Consider the following 17,837-nt stretch of genomic DNA (forward strand, 5'->3'; position numbering starts at 1 on the left):
AGAGGGAGGGGGTAGATAAGACAGATATGATCGTCCGTTCACTTCCATCCCGGCTGAAAGCCCGTATCTCCACACTGGATCGATACGTGTTTCACCAGCTTCTGATAGCGCTGCTGGCCTCTACTGGGGGGCTGGCAGCACTGATCTGGCTGATGCAATCCCTTCGATTTGTGTCTCTGGTGGTGGATCGCGGCCTGTCGCTACGGGTCTTTATTGAACTGACAAGCCTGCTCATTCCCTCATTCGTCGCGGTCGTGCTGCCCATTACCACCTTTGTCGTAAGCCTGTTTGTTTATCAACGGCTGGCAGGGGACCGTGAACTCACCGTTATGCGCGCCGCAGGGCTTTCCCCTATCGCTCTGGCCCGACCCGGCCTGAGTTGCGCCCTGATGGCGACAATCGTCGGTTTTCTGCTCAACCTGTGGATTGTGCCGGTTTCCTACCATCATTTCCGGCAGTTTGAATTTCAGATCCGCAACAAGATGGCCGCCTTCATGTTGCAGGAAGGCGTCTTCACCAAAGTGTCTGATGTGATGACGGTTTATATCCGTGAGCGGAGCCATGACGGCACCCTGCACGGCATTGTGGTGGAAGATGACCGCCAGCCAAACAGCCGCGCCACCATTCTGGCCAATCGCGGCACCATGATGATTGTTAACGATACCCCGCGCGTTATTCTGTATGACGGCTCGCGTCAGGTGATTGACCATAAAACCGGACGTCTGGACATGCTGGTGTTCCAACAGGATTCCATGGACCTGTCCTCCACGCATCAGGAAGATGCCCACTTCCGCGATGCGGCTGAAATGTCCCTGCATGAATTGCTGAACCCGGACCCCAAGGAAGTAGCTCCGCGTGACACGGGCAAGTTCAAGGTGGAAGGCTGGCGCAGGCTGACCTCCCCGCTCACCTGCTTCTCCTTCGCTATGGTCGGCCTGTTTGCCGTGCTGCGCGGGGTGTTCTCGCGGCATGGCAACATCAAGCGCCCGCTGGCCGCAGTCCTGAGCGTGGTGGGGCTCTTGGCCATCAACCTGCTGCTGCAAAATCTCGCCAGCCGGAACATGGCGCTTATTCCGCTCATTCCGCTGGTGGCCCTGTTGCCCGGTCTGGTGTGTGCGGCCATCCTGTTTGTGCCGGAACTGCGCCAGCGGTCCGCCACCCGCACGGTTTGAGGAAGAACACACCGCTTATGGTTGTCTCCGTTACGCTCTCACTCTACATCGCGCGCCAGTTTGTTTTTTCCGTGCTGGCCATGATTGCGTCCCTGACTGGCATTGTCTGTCTGTTCGATTTTATCGACCTGTTACGCCGCGTTGCGACCCGGCCTGACGTTTCCACCAACGTGGTGACGGAAATCGCAGCCCTGCACGTTCCTTATTTTGCTGTGGAAATCCTGCCCTTTGGCATCCTGCTCGGCGGGATTATCTGCTTCTGGCGGCTGACACGTTCCTCGGAACTGATTGTCGCCCGTGCCGCGGGTATATCCGCATGGCAGTTTCTGGCCGGTCCGCTGGCCTGCGCCATGCTAATTGGCGGAATTGCCACCACACTTATCTCCCCGCTTTCCTCCTCCATGTATCGGCGGGCGGAAGAGTTGGACCAGCGCTATCTACGCACTGGCGGCGGCCCGCTCAGCCTGTCCAGCGGCTCACTGTGGCTGCGGCAGGCCGATAGCCAGTATGACCCTAAAGGGGTCGCTATTCTGCATGCGCGCGGGGTGGAGTTAAAGGCGGGTGTTCTCCACATTCATGATGTCAGCGTCTTCCGGCTGGACCGTGACGCCAAGCTCGTAATGCGAATCGAATCCCCGGACGGCATACTGGGAGACCACATCTGGGAGCTGGAAAACGCCCAGACTGTTCGCCCCAACGAACTTCTTCACCCTATCGGGCAGATGAATCTGCCAACCGATTTGACCGTCGCGCGTGTGCAGGAAAGTTTTTCCTCGCCTGAAACGCTCTCGGTCTGGGCTCTCCCCAGCTTTATCGCACTGCTGGATCGCTCTGGATTTTCTTCCATCCGGCACCGGATTCACTTCCAGTCTCTGCTCGCTCTGCCTATGCTAGCGGGCACAATGGCACTGGTGGCAGCAGGCTTTTCCATGCGTCCTACACGGCGCGGCGGTGTGGCCCAGATGATCGGGTCTGGCGTTGCGGCGGGATTTCTGCTTTTCACAGTATCAAAAGTTGCGGAGCAGTTTGGTAACTCCGGTGCCCTTCCCCCTGTTCTGGCGGCGTGGGCACCTACGGTTGCCGGACTTTGCCTCGCTATTTCCCTGCTTCTTCATCTGGAGGATGGCTGATTGACCGTGGCCTCTCGGCCTTCCCGCATCCGGCTTCTGCACCGCCGGGGTATGCTTGCCACCGCTACGGCGCTGGGCGGCATGACCGCGTGCATTCTGGTCGCACCGCCCAAGGCGGCGCATGCCCAGTTCAGGCCTCAGCCCATGCACCTGAATACCGGCAGCAAGACCTCGCCGGATGAACCGGCAACCTTTCAAGCCGACAGCGTGGACTATGATGACCACGCCAACACCGTTACATGGACCGGCAACGTGCAGGTCTGGCAGGGCGACCACGTTCTGCGGGCTGACAAAATTGTTTATGACCGGGATACCGGCATTGTCGCTGCCCGTGGCAACGTGGCCACCATCCAGCCGGACGGCTCGGTCATGTACGCCAATTATGCGGAACTGACGGGCAATATGCGAGACGGCATCATGCTGCATGTCCACGCGCGCCTGCCAGAAAATGCAAAGCTTGCCGCCAACGGCATGCGCCGCACGGGTGGTAAGGTGAACGTCATGAGCCGTGCGGTCTATACGGCGTGCGAAATCTGCCAAAAAGACAAGACCCGCGCGCCGTTCTGGCAGTTCCGCGCTTATGACGCCACGCAGGATCTGGAACATGAGCGGATTGATTTCAGGGATACATTTATCGATATCCTCGGTATCCCGGTGCTCTATCTGCCCTATTTTTCCATGACGGACCCGTCCTCCAAACGGCATAGCGGCTTTCTCATGCCCGGCATCACCCCGCATGACCGCTATCTGGGCACCTATGTGACTATCCCCTATTACTGGGTGCTGGACGATAGTTCGGACGTCACTGTGCAGGCACTATTCTCGTCCAAGACCGGGCCACAGCTTAGCGCGCAGTACAGAAAGCTCTTCAACTTCGGCATGCTGAATGTGCAGGGGGGGATTGCCTATGATACCCACCGCTCCGACAGCTACACCAACAACTTTGGGGAGCCGGTTGGACGAGGCAACGGCCATGGCATGCAGGGCTATATTTTTGCCAATGGCCAGTTCTCCATCAACAAGCACTGGCGTGCTGGGGCCAACGTCAATCTGGCAACATCCGCAGACTACATGCGCGACTACCGTGTGCAGGGCTACGGCTCGGACACCCTGAACTCCAACGCCTATCTGGAAGGCTTTGGAACAGGCGCTTATAGCCGAATCGATGCCCAATATTATCAGGGCCTGAACCAAGGTGTTATCCGCAACTCGGACCTGCCGTTTGTGCTGCCGCGCTATACCTACAGCTTCCTCGGCCAGCCTGACGCATGGGGTGGTCGATTTGGTGTTTCCACCACCGACTTCAACGTGCGGCGTCAAAACGGTACGTCCGACATGCGCGGCCAGCTTGCACTGAACTGGGACCGCCCGTTCACCAACCGTCTGGGCCAGAAATTCCTGCTGACCCTGCATCTGGATTCCATGGTCTATCGGGCGCGCAAGCTCTACCAGCAGCCCAATTTCTATAAAACCGGCATCACCGCTGTCAGCGGACAGGTTCTGCCGACCATCGCGCTCAAAACCAACTGGCCGTTCATCCGCACGTTTGAGCATGGTCATGGTACGCAGATTCTCGAGCCCATCGTTCAGGCCATTTACGCTCCCAATTCCGGGGCTGGCATAAACGACAACATCCCGAACGAAGACAGTTTGGCTTACGAGTTCACGGACTCAACCCTGTTCTCACTTAACCGCTATCAGGGCACGGACAGGTTAGATGGCGGCCTGCGCGCCAACGTGGGAGTTCATGCCAACTGGACATGGGACGGGCATGAAGTCGACCTGCTGGCAGGCAGCAGCTTTCAGGAACATATCACGCATGACCGCATTCCCTATTCGGGGCTGGATCATCATGTGTCGGATATCGTCGCCCGCGCGCGCGTTGCGCCCAACCAGTATTTTGACTTCACAGCCCGTATGCGCCTGAACCCCTACACGTCAAAATTTGACTTCGGGGATGCGCTGTTCAGTGCCGGGGTGCCGCATTTCCGCATTCGCGGCGGCTATATTTATGAACCGGTTACGCCTTACTATTATTACGCTACCGATTATCGTTCCTCCGGCCCCACACAGCTTTACTATGCGCGCACGAGCGAGCTGAGCGGCGGTTTCTCGACCGACTGGGCCAACTGGCACCTGTCCGGTTTTGCCCGCCGCAGTCTGGCGCGCAAGGAGTTTGTCTCTCTGGGTGGAGATATCGGGTATAGCAATGACTGCTTCGGCCTTGATTTCATGTATCTCAAACAATACACCTCCATTGGTGGCCAGCAGCGTAACTCGACCTATCTGTTCACTGTCAGCTTCAAAACGCTGGGAGCGTTTGGTCTCAAATGATCGCGGCTTTGAAAAACCAGTCATCTCCGGTATTCATTCTTGTTCCTGTTCTCCGGCGGAAAGCTGAAAGACTGACCTGCATGCGTCTGCGCTCTCTTACTCTGGCCTGCTCCCTCACGGCTCTGACACTGGGCCCTGTTGCTCACGCGGCCCCTCATAGTGGACACCGTGACGCCACAACCGCTGCCTCTGCCGCAGACAAAAAGCCTCGTCCGGATGACACGATTATTGCCGTCGTCAACAGCATTCCGCTGACGACGCGGGATGTCGAAAATCGTGGCAAGCTGTTTGCTCTCTCAACAGGTCTGCCTGTGAGCGGTGAACTGATGGACCGTCTGCGCCCGCAGATTATCCGGCAGTTGATTGATGAACGCCTGCGCACACAGGAAATCCTCTCCCGCCATATCAACACGCCGCCAGAACAGATTGCCGCCGCCATTGCTGGCATTGAGCGTCGCAACGGTATGCCGCAAAACGCCCTGCGTGATCGGCTGGCGCAGGACGGTGTCTCGCTGACAACACTGATCGACCAGATCCGTGTCCAGATTGGCTGGGTGCAAGTGCTGCGGCAGGAATTGGGTGCGCGTGGCCGCGTTTCCGCCAAGGAAATTGCCCAGCGTGAAGATGCGTTGAAACGGCAGGATGGCCGGACAGAATATAATCTGAGCGAAATTTTCGTGAAAGTGGAAGACCCCCGCCACTCGGAAGATGAGCTCTCCTTTACCAACACGATTATTCAGGAACTGCGCAAGGGCGCGCCCTTCCCCATTGTCGCGGCCCAGTTCTCCCAGAGCCAAACCGCGCTGGATGGGGGTTCCATGGGCTGGGTGCAGGAAGATGAGTTGGACCCGGCTGTGATCAGCATGGTTAAACAGATGCCTGTTGGTGCGGGCGCTATTTCCAATCCCATCAAGGTGCCCGGTGGTTTTGTGATTATTACGGTCAATGGCAAGCGGGTTATCGGCCATCAGCCGGGGCATGTCATTACCATTCGTCAGGCTTTCCTGCCGTTTGATGCCCCCCTTAACCCGGAACATGTCACGCCCCAGCAGCAGCAGACCCTGCAAAAAGCTGTCAAAATCGCGCAGACTGTCAATTCCTGTGAGGCTGTTGCGGCCATTAACCAGCAGAACGGGGAAAAGCGCCCTTCTGACCCCGGTGAATTGCAGTTGGAACGCATGAATCCGCAGATGCGCTCCCTGCTGGAGGGCCTGCCGCTCAACAAAGTCTCCCGCCCGCTGGTTTCAACGGATGGGATAGACCTGATCATGGTCTGCTCCAAAAAAGAAAAGAACTTTGCTGACCGCTCCCCCAGCGAAATTGCGGACCAGTTGATGAACGAGCGTGTGGAACAGACCGCCCGCCAGTTGGATAGTGACCTGCACCGCAAAGCCATGATCGACATGCGTATCAAGCTGAAGGGCGTATGACCTCTCCTGTCGGCCTTGAAAGCTTAAAAGACGTTATCAGCCGCCACGGGCTGGATGCTCGTAAGGCGCTTGGTCAGCACTTCCTGCTGGACCCGGATATTACCGGCCGCATTGCCGCCTTGGCAGGCACGCTGGACGGGCGGCATGTGGTGGAAGTGGGTCCCGGCCCCGGTGGTCTGACGCGCTCACTTCTCAGCACGAAGGCAGCCTCCGTTACCGCTGTGGAAGTGGACCCGCGCGCCGCAGAGATTATCCGGGAACTCATGGCTTTTTATCCGGATCGTCTGAAACTGGTGGAAGCGGACGCGCTCAAGCAGGACCTGACAACCCTGTGCCCTGCGCCGCGGCATATTGTTGCCAACCTGCCCTATAATGTTGCGACCCCTCTGCTGGTGGGTTGGTTGCGTCAGGGCAATGCGTGGGAACGCCTGACGCTGATGTTCCAGCTTGAGGTTGTCGAGCGAATCTGCGCGCAGCCGGACTCCTCCCATTACGGGCGGCTGGGTGTTCTGGCACAATGGTGCGCGCAATGTGCCATTGTGATGAAATTGCCGCCGGGGGCCTTTTCTCCCCCGCCCGCAGTCTGGTCTGCTGTTGTCAGCATAACCCCGCACGCTGACCAGCCAACCCCTGCCCTGTTCAAAGCCATGGAACGGGTTACGGCCGCGGCCTTTGGGCAACGCCGAAAAATGCTCCGTGGCTCCCTGAAAGGCCTGCACGGCGAACGGCTTCTAGCCGAAACGGGCATTGACGGCACACGGCGCGCTGAAACGCTGACGATTGCAGAGTTTGACAACCTCGCCCGTGCTCATCTGGCTGTGTCCGCCGAAGGCCAGAAATCAAACGCTAAGGCCTGACCTGCTCTCGCCCCGACCTGTGAGCCGGGTCGGGCACTTTATGACAAGATAACTCTCCATTCCAAAATCAGAACCATTCTGCAATTAATCAGGGTATTATCGCTCAGATTATTATGGAGTGTTTTGTGAAAATCCCATTCCTTCCAACGGTCAGTATCAAATGGGCCGGGATCGTGGTCATTGGCTTGATCACCCTGTTGTTTATCAACCCATTTTACCAGATTGCCTCAGGATATTGTGGCATCCGCCTCAATTTTGGCTCCGTACAGCCCGTAGCGCTTGAGCCCGGCCTGCATTTTGCCATGCCGGTTTATCAACGGATTATACCTGTTTCGACCCAACCCCAGACCATGGCGTCGGAAGAACGGGCTGCAACGCACGACCTACAGGATGTCCACACAACCGTTTCTGTCACGTTCCATATCGCGCCAGCGGATGCTCCGGGGTTCTACCGGGATTTCCGCACTCTCGAAACGCTTGGGCACCGCATTATCGGGCCAACCGTCTCGAATGACGTCAAAGCCATTACGGCCAATTACAATGCCGAGGAACTCATTACAAAAAGAGATATCGTAGATGAGCAGATCAAAGATCTGATCATCAAATCCCTCTTGCCCTATCACCTGAATATTGAAGCCGTAAACACCGCGAACTTCGCGTTTTCTCACGCCTATTCTCAAGCTATTGAAGCCAAACAGGTCGCGCAGCAACAGGCTTTGCAGGCGCAATATACTCTCCAGCAAACCCAGATTTCGGCACAACAGCAGGTTGTGCAGGCCAGAGCACAGGCCGACGCCGCCATTGCAACCGCTCAGGGGCAGGCTCAGGCGCTTCTGGTGACATCGCAGGCGCAGGCAAAGGCGAATAGTGTTGTTTCACAATCGCTGACCTCAACACTTCTTCAGCAAAAAGCGCTCGATCGGTGGAATGGGACAATGCCCGTCTATCTCAGTGCGGGCGCGCCTCTGCCGTTCATCGGCAATGCGATGCTACAGGAAAAATAGATCAATATGGTTACGCTCTGAAACAGCCGAACCATCAACACCAAGCCCTGCCGGGAACTCACCCGGCAGGGCTTTTTTTATCAGTTAGACGCCGGACCTTCCGCTTCCGCCATATAATCCCGCGTGAGCGGCACAGCATCAATCGAGCGGGTCATCTGCATCTGGAAGTTCATGTGCCCCTGTACACGGAACGAAAGCTCCGCGGCATCCAGATAGAACTCGAACATGCGCGCAAACCGTTCATCATACAGTGCCACGGCCTTGGCACGGTTGGCGGCAAACCGCTCCCGCCAGAGCGCAATGGTTTTCGCGTAATGCAGGCGCAGGATTTCACAATCTGTCACCCACAGGCCAGACCGCTCCACGGCGGCAAATGTTTCACTCAGGGACGGTGAGTAACCACCGGGGAAGATGTATTTGTTAATCCATGGATTAGTGGTGCCGGGACCATCATTACGGCCAATGGAATGCAGCAGGGCAACCCCGTCATCCGTCAGGCTATTTTTAAGCACCTCAAAAAACTGATGATAATGATGCACACCCACATGCTCGAACATGCCGACGGAAACAATTCGGTCAAATTTCCGCGTCAGATTCCGGTAATCCAGCATTTCAAAGCGCACACGTCCTTCAAGCCCTTCTTCCTGCGCACGGCGGCGGGCAATAGTCAGTTGCTCTTCTGAAAGCGTAATGCCGGTCACAATAGCCCCGTAATCCCGCGCCAGCGTGAGGGCCATGCCGCCCCAGCCGCAGCCAATATCCAGCACTTCCAGCCCCGGTTTAGTCAGCAAAAGCTTGGCGGCAATATGCTTTTTCTTGGCTTCCTGCGCCTCATCCAGTGTTTCATCCCCTCGGCGGAAATACGCGCAGGAATATTGCCGGTCCTTGTCCAGAAACAGGTCATACAAACGGCTGTCCAGATCATAGTGATGCGCGACATTCTGGCGGGACCGCTTGACGGGATTGAACTGAATCCAGTTCCGGCAGACATAACGGACCGTGCTGGCAATCTGTTCCGGCAAATGGCCGGGAGACATGGCATTAAGCATCAGCAGGTCCAGCAACTGATACAGCGTGCAGTCCATTGGCTGGATACCGCCGTTCATGTAGCCTTCCCCAAAGCCAAGGCCGGGATTCATTGCCAGAGCCCGTGCGCTGGCATTATCCAGCAGCTTCATACCCGCTTCCGGCCCCGGCTTACTGCCGCTGTAGTGCGTCAGGCTTCCGTCGGGCCAAGCAACATGCAATCGGCCCGAAGAAATAAAGTGCCGTAATATCTGGTCCAGAATGCGGTTCATGCACTTACTCCGTCATGGCCATGAAAACACCTGATAATAAAGCACAAAATAATAAAACACAAAAAAAGGGCCCGGAAATATTTTCCGGACCCTTTTTAAAGCATGGAGAAAAAAAGACGACGATTATGCGTCGGTTTTGTTTTCTTCCGCTGCCGGTGCTTCCGCATCGTCGGCGACAATTTCGCCTTCAATCACGGCGTCATCCCCAGCCATTTCTGCTTCTGCTTCAATGCTCACGGCTTCACCGCGTGCCTGACGCTCAGCTTCTTCAGCAGAACGGGCGACGTTGACGATAACCGGCACCACAACTTCCGGATGCAGAGCAACCTTGACTTCATACAGACCAAGAGACTTGATCGGATGAGCGAGGAAGACCTGCTGACGGGAGATGGTGAAACCAGCTTCTGTCACGATCTGAGCAACGTCCCGGGTGGACACGGAGCCATAGAGGCTGCCGCTGTCACCAGCCTGACGGATCAGCACAACAGCCAGACCGTCCATGCGCTCGGAGAGACGCTCGGCTTCTTCACGACGTTTGATGTTCTGTGCCTCAAGCTGGGCGCGTTCACGGTCAAACCGTGAACGGTTGGCTTCGTTTGCACGAATAGCCTTGCCCTGCGGCAGCAGGAAGTTACGGGCATAACCCGGACGAACCTTCACCACATCGCCCATCTGACCCAGATGTTCAACGCGCTGAAGCAGAATTACTTCTGTAGCAGCCATGATCGCCCTCTCAGCTCATCACGTAGGGAAGCAGAGCAAGGAAGCGGGCGCGCTTGATAGCCTGCGCCAGCTCACGCTGCTTCTTTGCGGAAACCGCCGTAATACGGCTCGGCACGATCTTGCCCCGTTCGGACAGGAAACGGCTCAGCAGACGTACATCCTTATAGTCGATCTTCGGCGCATTCGGGCCGGAGAACGGGCAGGATTTACGACGACGGTAGAACGGACGACGAGCACCAACTGCGGGGCGGCGTGCGGCGGGATTGATTTCGGTCGCTTCAGACATGCTGCTCACTCCGCTTCGCTGTCGGCAAATTCAGCCGGCTTTTCATCACGGGCGCGATATTCTTCACGATCTTCGGAAGAACGACGGCCGCCACGGCCGCTTTCAAAGCGTCCGGCCGGCTTCGGGCCACGGAAACCACCGCGTTCGCCACGGTCATCACCCTTGCGGGACAGAACGGGGGACGGTGCTTCATCAATTTCTTCAACGCGCAGCGCCAGCAGGCGCAGAACGTCTTCATTGATGGAGAGCTGACGCTCGATTTCCTTGAGCATCTCGGCTTTCATTTCAAGACCCAGAAGGACGTAATGGCCCTTGCGGTTTTTCTTGATACGGTAAGCGAGCGTGCGCAGACCCCAGTATTCGCGCTTTTTGACGGAACCGCCATCAGCTTCGACCTGAGCAATCACACCATCAATGATGGCATCAACCTGCTGCTGGGAAATATCATTACGTGCAATAAGCACGGTCTCGTAAAGTGGCATGGGTACTCCCTTCGGATCGTATCAACCCGACTGCGCCAGACCGTTCCGGCAAACAGCGCCCTGCACAGGCAGAGCAATGGGTATAGCCGGAGCGATGCCGCGCACCCGGCAGGGAAGATGGCGTGTCAACCACATTTTCAGCCCGAAGGCAAGGGGTCAGGCCAGAAATCTCTCAGGAATCGTCAGACCAAGCCTGTCCGGTACGTCCCACACCTCTTCCACCGTGCTGACAGGCTCAAAGCCCATCTGCTTATAAAGCGGTAAAGCACGTGGGTGATCCGCCGTGCAGGTATTCACCCGCACACACAGCGGCCCAAAGGACCATGCGTGCCGCAGAGCGTTATCCAGAAAGGCGCGCCCTACCCCATGCCCCACAGTATCCGGGAACAGCCCGAAATAGGACAAATTGATATCCTGCGGGTTGGCGAGGTCGAGTTCATAAAACCCGCGAACAGCCTCACCCTGCTTCAGCAGGGCAATACTGGCGGGTGCATTTTCCAGAAAATTAGCCAAGGCGCGGTCAGACTTAGCCTGACGCATCCACCAGCAATAAGGCCGCCCCACCCTGTCCTGCAACATGCGGTATGTGGGCACATCGGGCCGCACATTGGTCTCAATGGACCAGCCTTCCGGCAGGGTAAGTGGCTTACCCTGCGGAGCCCGGAGCATGCGCATGAAGGTGACATCCACCTTCATGCGTGTGGCAGGCTCAGCCTCCCGGATGCGAACCTCAGTTATCATCCAGAAAGGACCGAAGCTTGCGGCTGCGGCTGGGGTGCTTGAGCTTGCGCAGAGCCTTGGCTTCAATCTGACGGATACGTTCACGGGTCACGTTAAACTGCTGGCCAACTTCTTCCAGCGTGTGGTCCGTATTCATGCCAATACCAAAGCGCATCCGCAGTACGCGCTCTTCACGCGGGGTGAGCGAGGCCAGAACGCGGGTCGTGGCTTCACGCAGGTTGGTCTGAATAGCGGCATCCAGCGGAATGATGGCCGTCTTATCCTCAATGAAGTCACCCAGATGGCTGTCTTCCTCATCCCCGATCGGGGTTTCCAGAGAAATCGGCTCTTTGGCGATTTTGAGCACTTTGCGTACTTTTTCCAGCGGCATACCCAGCTTTTCAGCCAGTTCTTCCGGTGCCGGTTCCCGCCCAATTTCATGCAACATCTGGCGCGACGTGCGCACCAGCTTGTTGATGGTTTCAATCATGTGGACCGGGATACGGATGGTCCGTGCCTGATCCGCAATGGAGCGGGTAATGGCCTGCCGGATCCACCATGTCGCATAGGTGGAGAATTTGTAGCCACGGCGATATTCAAATTTATCCACGGCCTTCATCAGGCCGATATTGCCTTCCTGAATCAGGTCAAGGAATTGCAGACCACGGTTGGTATATTTCTTGGCAATGGAAATCACCAGACGCAGATTGGCCTCGATCATTTCCTTCTTGGCGCGCGCGGAATCCCGCTCACCACGTGCCACGGTGGCGTAAACGCGGCGGAACTCACCGATCGGCAGCCCCGTATCCTGCGCCAGTTCCGCCACCTGATTACGCAGGGCGATCACAGCGTCCGAATGTTTGGCGACAAAGTTCTTCCAAGATTTCCCCGGCAGAGCGGAAACCATTTCCATCCATGCCGGGTCCAGCTCACGCCCACGATATTTAATCAGAAAATCTTCGCGTGAGACGCGGCAGCTTTCCGCCAGACGTAGCATCCGGCCTTCCAGCACGTTCAGCGTGCGGAACAATTCCTTGAGCTGGATAACCAGATCTTCAATCCGGTTATTGTGCAGATGCACCTGCTCAACCTTGCCCACCAGTTCGTCACGCAGAGCAGCATAAACCTGCTCGGACTTATCAAGCACTTCCTCACCAGTGGTCAGCACATCAATGCGCTTGACCTGAAGCTTGCGCAGCTTTTCGTATAGCGGCTCAATTTCTTCAAAATGCGCGAGAATTTCCGGTTTCAGCTTTTCTTCCAGCGCGGAGAGAGACAGACCGCTGCCCTCTCCCTCAACCTCTCCCTCGGCTTCGTTTTCCGGTTCGTCGGCGTCTTCACCCTCGCCTTCGGCATTTTCAAACGCATCACCAGTGCCATCCACCCCCATCGGGTTCGTGGCAGCCTGCATGGCTTCCAGATCCACAATGTCACGCAGCAGCATTTCATTGGTGCGGATCTTCTCGTGCCAAGAGATGATAGCGCGGAAGGTCAGCGGGCTTTCACACAAGCCGCCGATCATTTCATCTCGGCCAGCCTCAATGCGCTTGGCAATGGCAATCTCGCCCTCACGGGAGAGCAGTTCCACCGTGCCCATTTCGCGCAGATACATACGCACGGGGTCATCCGTGCGGCCGAGATTTTCTGCGTTCACATTTCCAGATACAGTCTCGGTTTCAGACTCTTCGACCTCGTCCTCGGCCTCTTCGTCCTCAGCCTTGTCTGCTTTCTGGGTTTCGGAGTCGTCGTTCTCTTCGTTCTCGACAACCTGAATCCCCATTTCGGACAGCATCGCCATGATGTCCTCAATCTGCTCGGAGGACATCTTGTCCTGAGGCAGCACGGCATTCAGCTCGTCAAACGTGATGTATCCGCGCTCACGCCCCTTCGCGACCAGTTTTTTGACCGCTGTAGACTGCGTATCCAGAGTGGTGGTGTCACCATCCTGTTCCGCTGAGTGCGCTCCGTTACCCGATGCTGTCTTTGTCGCCATGCCTGACCTGCTCCTCCCCCGCCTGCATTCTGACAAGATGCAGAACGACCAGCTCAACACAAATTGTTCAGTTTCTCAGGGCGGGCAGGACGTGGGATATACTGCCCCCTAAGTCAAGGGGAACGCGGGGCGAACATTCCCCCACGCCGCCTGAAAATCACTCGCCCGTCTCCCCACGCCTCAACGCAGCCAAAGCTTCTAGTCTTGGCTGTAGCCGCTTCCATTCCGCCATATCTGCCCCATCCTGTGCGAAACGCGCAACCTCTTGTTCCACTTCTTTTTGAAACTGGCCAAAATTCAGCAATCCGTAAAAATGCCACCATTGTGTTCTTATGGCCACAGCCAGTGACGTATCTTTTTCTTCCAGATTCAACGGCAAAGGACCTTCTGTGAGCACAGAATGCGCCAGAGCCTCCTCCTCCCGCCCGGCCAATACGTCCAGCAGCGTCTTGCCATCTTCCGGCAGCAGACCCTCAGCGGACAGGTCCAGCAGCATGGCCCGCAGATCGGAATAATCATCTGGTAAGCTCAGTCGGCAGAGGGCCTCCTCTGCCTCCTGTACAAGCTCGGGGTAACGCAGCAGGAGGGCCAGCAGGATACGCTGCCGCTCCCGGACAGGGTCCACGTGGGAAGACTGAGTGTTCTGCGGAACGCGGCTACTACCCCCCCCACCCAAAGACGGCTTGCCACCAAAGCCCGCACCTTTTTTCCGCCGGAAGGTTTCAAAAAACCGGTCCAGCAACGTGGAGCGATATTCCGCGCCCAGTGTCTTTTCCGGTATCAACGCAGCCGCTTCCACCAGCTTGCGCCGCAAGGCGGCCCGTTCCTCCGGCCCCGGATTGCTGATCCCTCCGGCCAGCAGGTCAAACAACACATCGGAAAGCGGGCTGGCCGAGGCAAACAGATCCGCCACCGCCTGCGCACCACGTGTGCGCACCAGACTGTCCGGGTCTTCCCCGTCCGGCAGCAAGCAGAGGCGCAGCGAACGCTCGTCCTTCAGTAACGGCAGAGCCGTTTCCGCCGCGCGCGCCGCAGCCCGACGCCCTGCGGAATCGCCATCAAAACACAGTACCGGCGCACGATCGACCTGCCACAGAACATCAAGCTGCTCCGGTGTCAGAGCTGTGCCCAGCGGGGCCACCGCACCACCAAATCCAGCCTGATGCAGGGCGATGACGTCCATATAGCCCTCAACCACCACCAAATCGGTCACAGGCGCGCCTTTTGGCCGGGGCGCCCGCACCGCCGCCCGCGCCCTGTCCAGCCCGAACAACAGGCGACGCTTGGAAAACAGTGCTGTTTCCGGCCCATTCAGATATTTGGGCTGACCATCGCCCAGAATACGCCCGCCGAAGGACACCAGACGCCCTTTCCGGTCCCGAATCGGGAAGGTCACGCGCCCCCAGAACAGTTCACCCTTAGGCTGACCATCCTCATCCAGCCGCATCAGCCCGGCTTCCGCCATCATGTGCGGCGTGACCCCTTTGGCCGCCAGCGCCGTCGTCAGACTCCCACGCCCATCTCCGGCCCAGCCCAGCCCGAAAGACCGGATGGTGTCATGCGTCAACCCGCGCCCCAGTAGGTAGTCCAGCCCGGCGCGACCGGCTGAGGTGTAAAGGGCGGCGGCCCAGATTTCCTGCACGAGATCCAGCACATCTCCCAGAGAACGGGTATGCGCCACCTCTTCCTGAGAACGCCGGGTGTCTTTGGGCACATCCAGCCCCGCCGCAGAGGCCAGCTCTTCCACTGCCTCCGGAAAGCTTTTTCCCTCCATCTGCATGACAAAGGAGATAACATCCCCATGCACACCGCAGCCAAAGCAATGGAAGTGATCGTCATAGACGTAAAAAGAGGGTGTTTTTTCCCCATGGAAAGGGCAGCACCCTTTCCAGTTCCGTCCCGAGCGGGCGAGCTTGACGCGCCGCCCCACCACTGAAAACAGCGGTGTGCGGGCACGCAGTTCATCCAGAAAGCCTGACTCAATTGCCATATCGGCCTGTTATCATTTTGCCTCAGACCGTGCACCAGCCTCCGGCGCGCCGCATAGCCTGCGCACACAGGACACGCCCGATGGTTTCCCGTTTTTTACTGGACAGGCGGGCTGACTTCAGAAACGGATCATGCCCGCCGGACTGATAAAAAAATTTCGCAGCCCGCTGTGCGCCCCCACATACGCAAGGTCTTTTGACAGAGACACCATCCGAAAGCCAAAAACCCGGAAACAGGGACGCCCTATCCCAGCATCCGGCCAACACACGCTGGTAATTAGCCGGATGCCACCACCTCAGAAATTCAGAAATACGGGGTGGCCGAGACTATTAAAACTGTGGCTTTTAAAAACAGCCTCTCAACTCAGGCTGGCCTTCACCACCGCATTGGCGCGGCCCATATCAAGCCCGGCCCCGAATTTGGCTTTCAGCGCAGCCATGACCTTGCCCATGTCCTTCATGGTTTCCGCCCCCGTGGCGGCCACGGCGTCTTTCACAGCGGCTTCCAGTGCGGCATCATCCATTTCCGGCGGCAGGTAACCACGGATTACCTCGATTTCCGCTTCTTCCTTTTCAGCCAGTTCCGGGCGAGCGGCATCCCGATAGAGGGTGACCGAATCGGTGCGGGTCTTGATCATGCCGCGCAGCGCGGACAGACCCTCTTCCTCACTCAGCCCTTCACCGCCCTTGGCGCGGCCCGCAATCTCAACATCCTTGAGTTTGGCCGTTATCATGCGGATCGTGCCCACACGCGCACTTTCTCCGGCTTTCATTGCCGTCTTGAGATCAGCCATCAGGCGTTCACGCAGGGACATAACCACTCCTACTCCATATCATGTCTGTCAGAGGCCACACGGCGGAAGCGTGGCATAAAATCATCAGATGGGAAGAAATTTCCCACCCCACACCAAAACCAGCATAGCGCAGTGGGAAATTTCTTCCCACCCGTTCCGCAGACTGCTAGAAACCCTACACGGGAGGCACAGTCTTACCTTATGCCTATTTCAATCGATACCATCATTGCCCGACTTGGCGGGCCGGACGCAACTGCCCGCCTGACCGGCGTTGGCACAGAAGCCATCCGCAAATGGCGGCAGGCTCAGGCCATTCCGTCCCGCCACTGGCCCGTCATAGCCCGGGCCACAGGTCTTTCGCTGACAGATCTGGACCCCGCAAGCCCCACATCTCCTGACCCATCCCCTCTTGCCCCATCCTCCCCGGTGCCGGGAGGCAGCATAACAGGAATACCCATGCCCGACGCCCGCCCGGACGGCGCAACCGCCGCCCTTGTTCTTGCAGACGGAAGCATTCTGTGGGGGAAAGGCTTTGGTGCCTTCACGCAGACGCCTGCTCTTGGCGAAATCTGCTTTTCCACCGGCATGACCGGCTATCAGGAAACGCTGACGGACCCCTCCTTTGCAGGCCAGATCATCACCTTCACCTTCCCACACATCGGGAATGTCGGCACCACGCCCGAAGATGATGAAGCCCAGCGCAGCGCAGCCCTCGGCCTTGTTACCAAGGAAGACCTGACGGAGCCGGCCAACTGGCGCGCCACGGAAAGTCTGGATGCATGGCTGAAAGCGCAGGGTATTCCGGGCATTGCGGGCGTTGATACGCGCTCCCTCACCCTGAAAATCCGCGACCACGGCGCACAGACGGCGGCCCTGTATTTCCCGCAAAACGGGCAGTTTGATCTGGCCGCCCTGCTGGACGCCACCCGTGCATGGCCGGGGCTGGAAGGGATGGATCTGGCAAAGGCCGTCACCTGCAAAGCCCCTTACACATGGAGCGAGAGCGTGTGGGAATGGCCGAAAACCACCCGCCCTGCCCCGGAAAACCGCCGCAGGGTTGTGGCGGTGGATTACGGCGCGAAACGCAATATCCTCCGCTGTCTGGTTGCGGCAGGCTGTGACGTAACAGTTGTGCCCGCCACGGCGACAGCGGACGAGATTCTCGCCCTCAAGCCAGCCGGTGTGTTCCTGTCCAACGGCCCCGGAGACCCGGCAGCCACGGCAGAGTACGCCGTGCCCGCCATTCAGGGTGTGCTGAACGCTGGCCTGCCGCTGTTTGGCATCTGCCTTGGCCACCAGCTTCTGGCCCTTGCTCTGGGGGGCAGAACCTACAAGCTGGCCCGTGGCCATCGCGGCGCGAACCAGCCGGTGAAGGATCTGGCTACAGGCCGCGTGGAAATCACCAGCCAGAACCACGGTTTTGCCGTGGATGCGGACAGTCTTCCGGCGGACGCGCACGTTACGCATGTCAGCCTGTTTGATGGCTCCAATGAAGGTCTGGCGTCTGATCGCTTCCCAGCCTTTTCCGTGCAGTATCACCCGGAAGCCAGCCCCGGCCCGTCTGACAGCTTCTATCTTTTTGAACGGTTTGTCGCGCTGATTGATGCGCACGGCAGCAAGGACTAA

At 57.8% G+C, this 17,837-nt stretch carries 15 protein-coding genes; 7 read left to right on the forward strand and 8 right to left on the reverse strand.

Translation table 11 applies throughout. The features are described from left to right. Nucleotides 1–26: 26 nt before the first annotated feature. The 6 genes from lptF to AD949_RS12845 all read left to right on the forward strand — a co-directional run bounded on the left by lptF (nt 27) and on the right by AD949_RS12845 (nt 7,927). Entirely contained in the window at nt 27–1,172 is a 1,146-nt protein-coding gene (gene lptF, locus AD949_RS12820; protein WP_048834655.1) for an LPS export ABC transporter permease LptF, read from the forward strand. A gap of 17 nt (nt 1,173–1,189) precedes the next feature. Further along, nucleotides 1,190–2,302 carry an LPS export ABC transporter permease LptG gene (lptG, locus tag AD949_RS12825; RefSeq protein WP_048834654.1) on the forward strand — a complete coding sequence of 371 codons (1,113 nt, stop codon included), beginning with the start codon at nt 1,190–1,192 and terminating at the stop codon, nt 2,300–2,302. A 6-nt stretch (nt 2,303–2,308) separates the two neighbouring features. Continuing rightward, on the forward strand, nt 2,309–4,636 hold the full coding sequence (locus tag AD949_RS12830) for an LPS-assembly protein LptD (RefSeq protein WP_174766743.1): 2,328 nt from the start codon (nt 2,309–2,311) through the stop codon (nt 4,634–4,636). Between the two features lie 80 nt (nt 4,637–4,716). Beyond that, a complete protein-coding gene (locus AD949_RS12835; protein ID WP_048834722.1) occupies nt 4,717–6,066 on the forward strand; it encodes a peptidylprolyl isomerase in 1,350 nt (449 codons plus the stop codon). Continuing rightward, entirely contained in the window at nt 6,063–6,923 is an 861-nt protein-coding gene (gene rsmA, locus AD949_RS12840) for a 16S rRNA (adenine(1518)-N(6)/adenine(1519)-N(6))-dimethyltransferase RsmA (protein ID WP_048834653.1), read from the forward strand. The genes AD949_RS12835 and rsmA overlap by 4 nt, the downstream gene beginning before the upstream one ends. 125 nt (nt 6,924–7,048) lie before the next feature. After that, the gene (locus AD949_RS12845) at nt 7,049–7,927 is read left to right on the forward strand and encodes a prohibitin family protein (RefSeq protein ID WP_158319944.1); all 879 of its coding nucleotides are present in this window, start codon (nt 7,049–7,051) and stop codon (nt 7,925–7,927) included. 80 nt (nt 7,928–8,007) lie between these two features. Here the strand turns inward: AD949_RS12845 and AD949_RS12850 are convergent, their stop codons facing one another. The 8 genes from AD949_RS12850 to AD949_RS12890 form a co-directional block, all read right to left on the reverse strand. Next, nucleotides 8,008–9,225: an SAM-dependent methyltransferase gene (locus AD949_RS12850; protein WP_048834651.1), complete on the reverse strand. Its 1,218-nt coding sequence runs from the start codon at nt 9,223–9,225 to the stop codon at nt 8,008–8,010. Between the two features lie 123 nt (nt 9,226–9,348). Then, complete coding sequence (rplI, locus tag AD949_RS12855; RefSeq protein WP_048834650.1) at nt 9,349–9,948, reverse strand: 50S ribosomal protein L9; 600 nt, start codon at nt 9,946–9,948, stop codon at nt 9,349–9,351. A 10-nt stretch (nt 9,949–9,958) separates the two neighbouring features. Further along, nucleotides 9,959–10,234, reverse strand: a complete 276-nt coding sequence (gene rpsR / locus AD949_RS12860) for a 30S ribosomal protein S18 (RefSeq protein ID WP_048834649.1) — start codon at nt 10,232–10,234, stop codon at nt 9,959–9,961. A gap of 5 nt (nt 10,235–10,239) precedes the next feature. Further along, the gene (rpsF, locus tag AD949_RS12865) at nt 10,240–10,716 is read right to left on the reverse strand and encodes a 30S ribosomal protein S6 (protein WP_048834648.1); all 477 of its coding nucleotides are present in this window, start codon (nt 10,714–10,716) and stop codon (nt 10,240–10,242) included. A gap of 156 nt (nt 10,717–10,872) precedes the next feature. Beyond that, nucleotides 10,873–11,457, reverse strand: a complete 585-nt coding sequence (locus AD949_RS12870) for a GNAT family N-acetyltransferase (RefSeq protein ID WP_048834647.1) — start codon at nt 11,455–11,457, stop codon at nt 10,873–10,875. Next, nucleotides 11,447–13,429 carry an RNA polymerase sigma factor RpoD gene (gene rpoD, locus AD949_RS12875; RefSeq protein ID WP_048834646.1) on the reverse strand — a complete coding sequence of 661 codons (1,983 nt, stop codon included), beginning with the start codon at nt 13,427–13,429 and terminating at the stop codon, nt 11,447–11,449. Before rpoD ends, AD949_RS12870 begins: the two co-directional genes overlap by 11 nt. A gap of 157 nt (nt 13,430–13,586) precedes the next feature. Beyond that, nucleotides 13,587–15,419, reverse strand: a complete 1,833-nt coding sequence (gene dnaG / locus AD949_RS12880) for a DNA primase (RefSeq protein ID WP_048834645.1) — start codon at nt 15,417–15,419, stop codon at nt 13,587–13,589. Nucleotides 15,420–15,776: 357 nt separating this feature from the next. Next, nucleotides 15,777–16,232 carry a GatB/YqeY domain-containing protein gene (locus tag AD949_RS12890; protein WP_048834643.1) on the reverse strand — a complete coding sequence of 152 codons (456 nt, stop codon included), beginning with the start codon at nt 16,230–16,232 and terminating at the stop codon, nt 15,777–15,779. Between the two features lie 180 nt (nt 16,233–16,412). On the opposite strand from AD949_RS12890, the gene carA reads away from it, so the two are divergent. Next, a complete protein-coding gene (gene carA, locus AD949_RS12895) occupies nt 16,413–17,837 on the forward strand; it encodes a glutamine-hydrolyzing carbamoyl-phosphate synthase small subunit (RefSeq protein WP_048834642.1) in 1,425 nt (474 codons plus the stop codon).

Source organism: Acetobacter orleanensis, assembly GCF_001581005.1.
Classification (GTDB): Bacteria; Pseudomonadota; Alphaproteobacteria; order Acetobacterales; family Acetobacteraceae; genus Acetobacter; species Acetobacter orleanensis.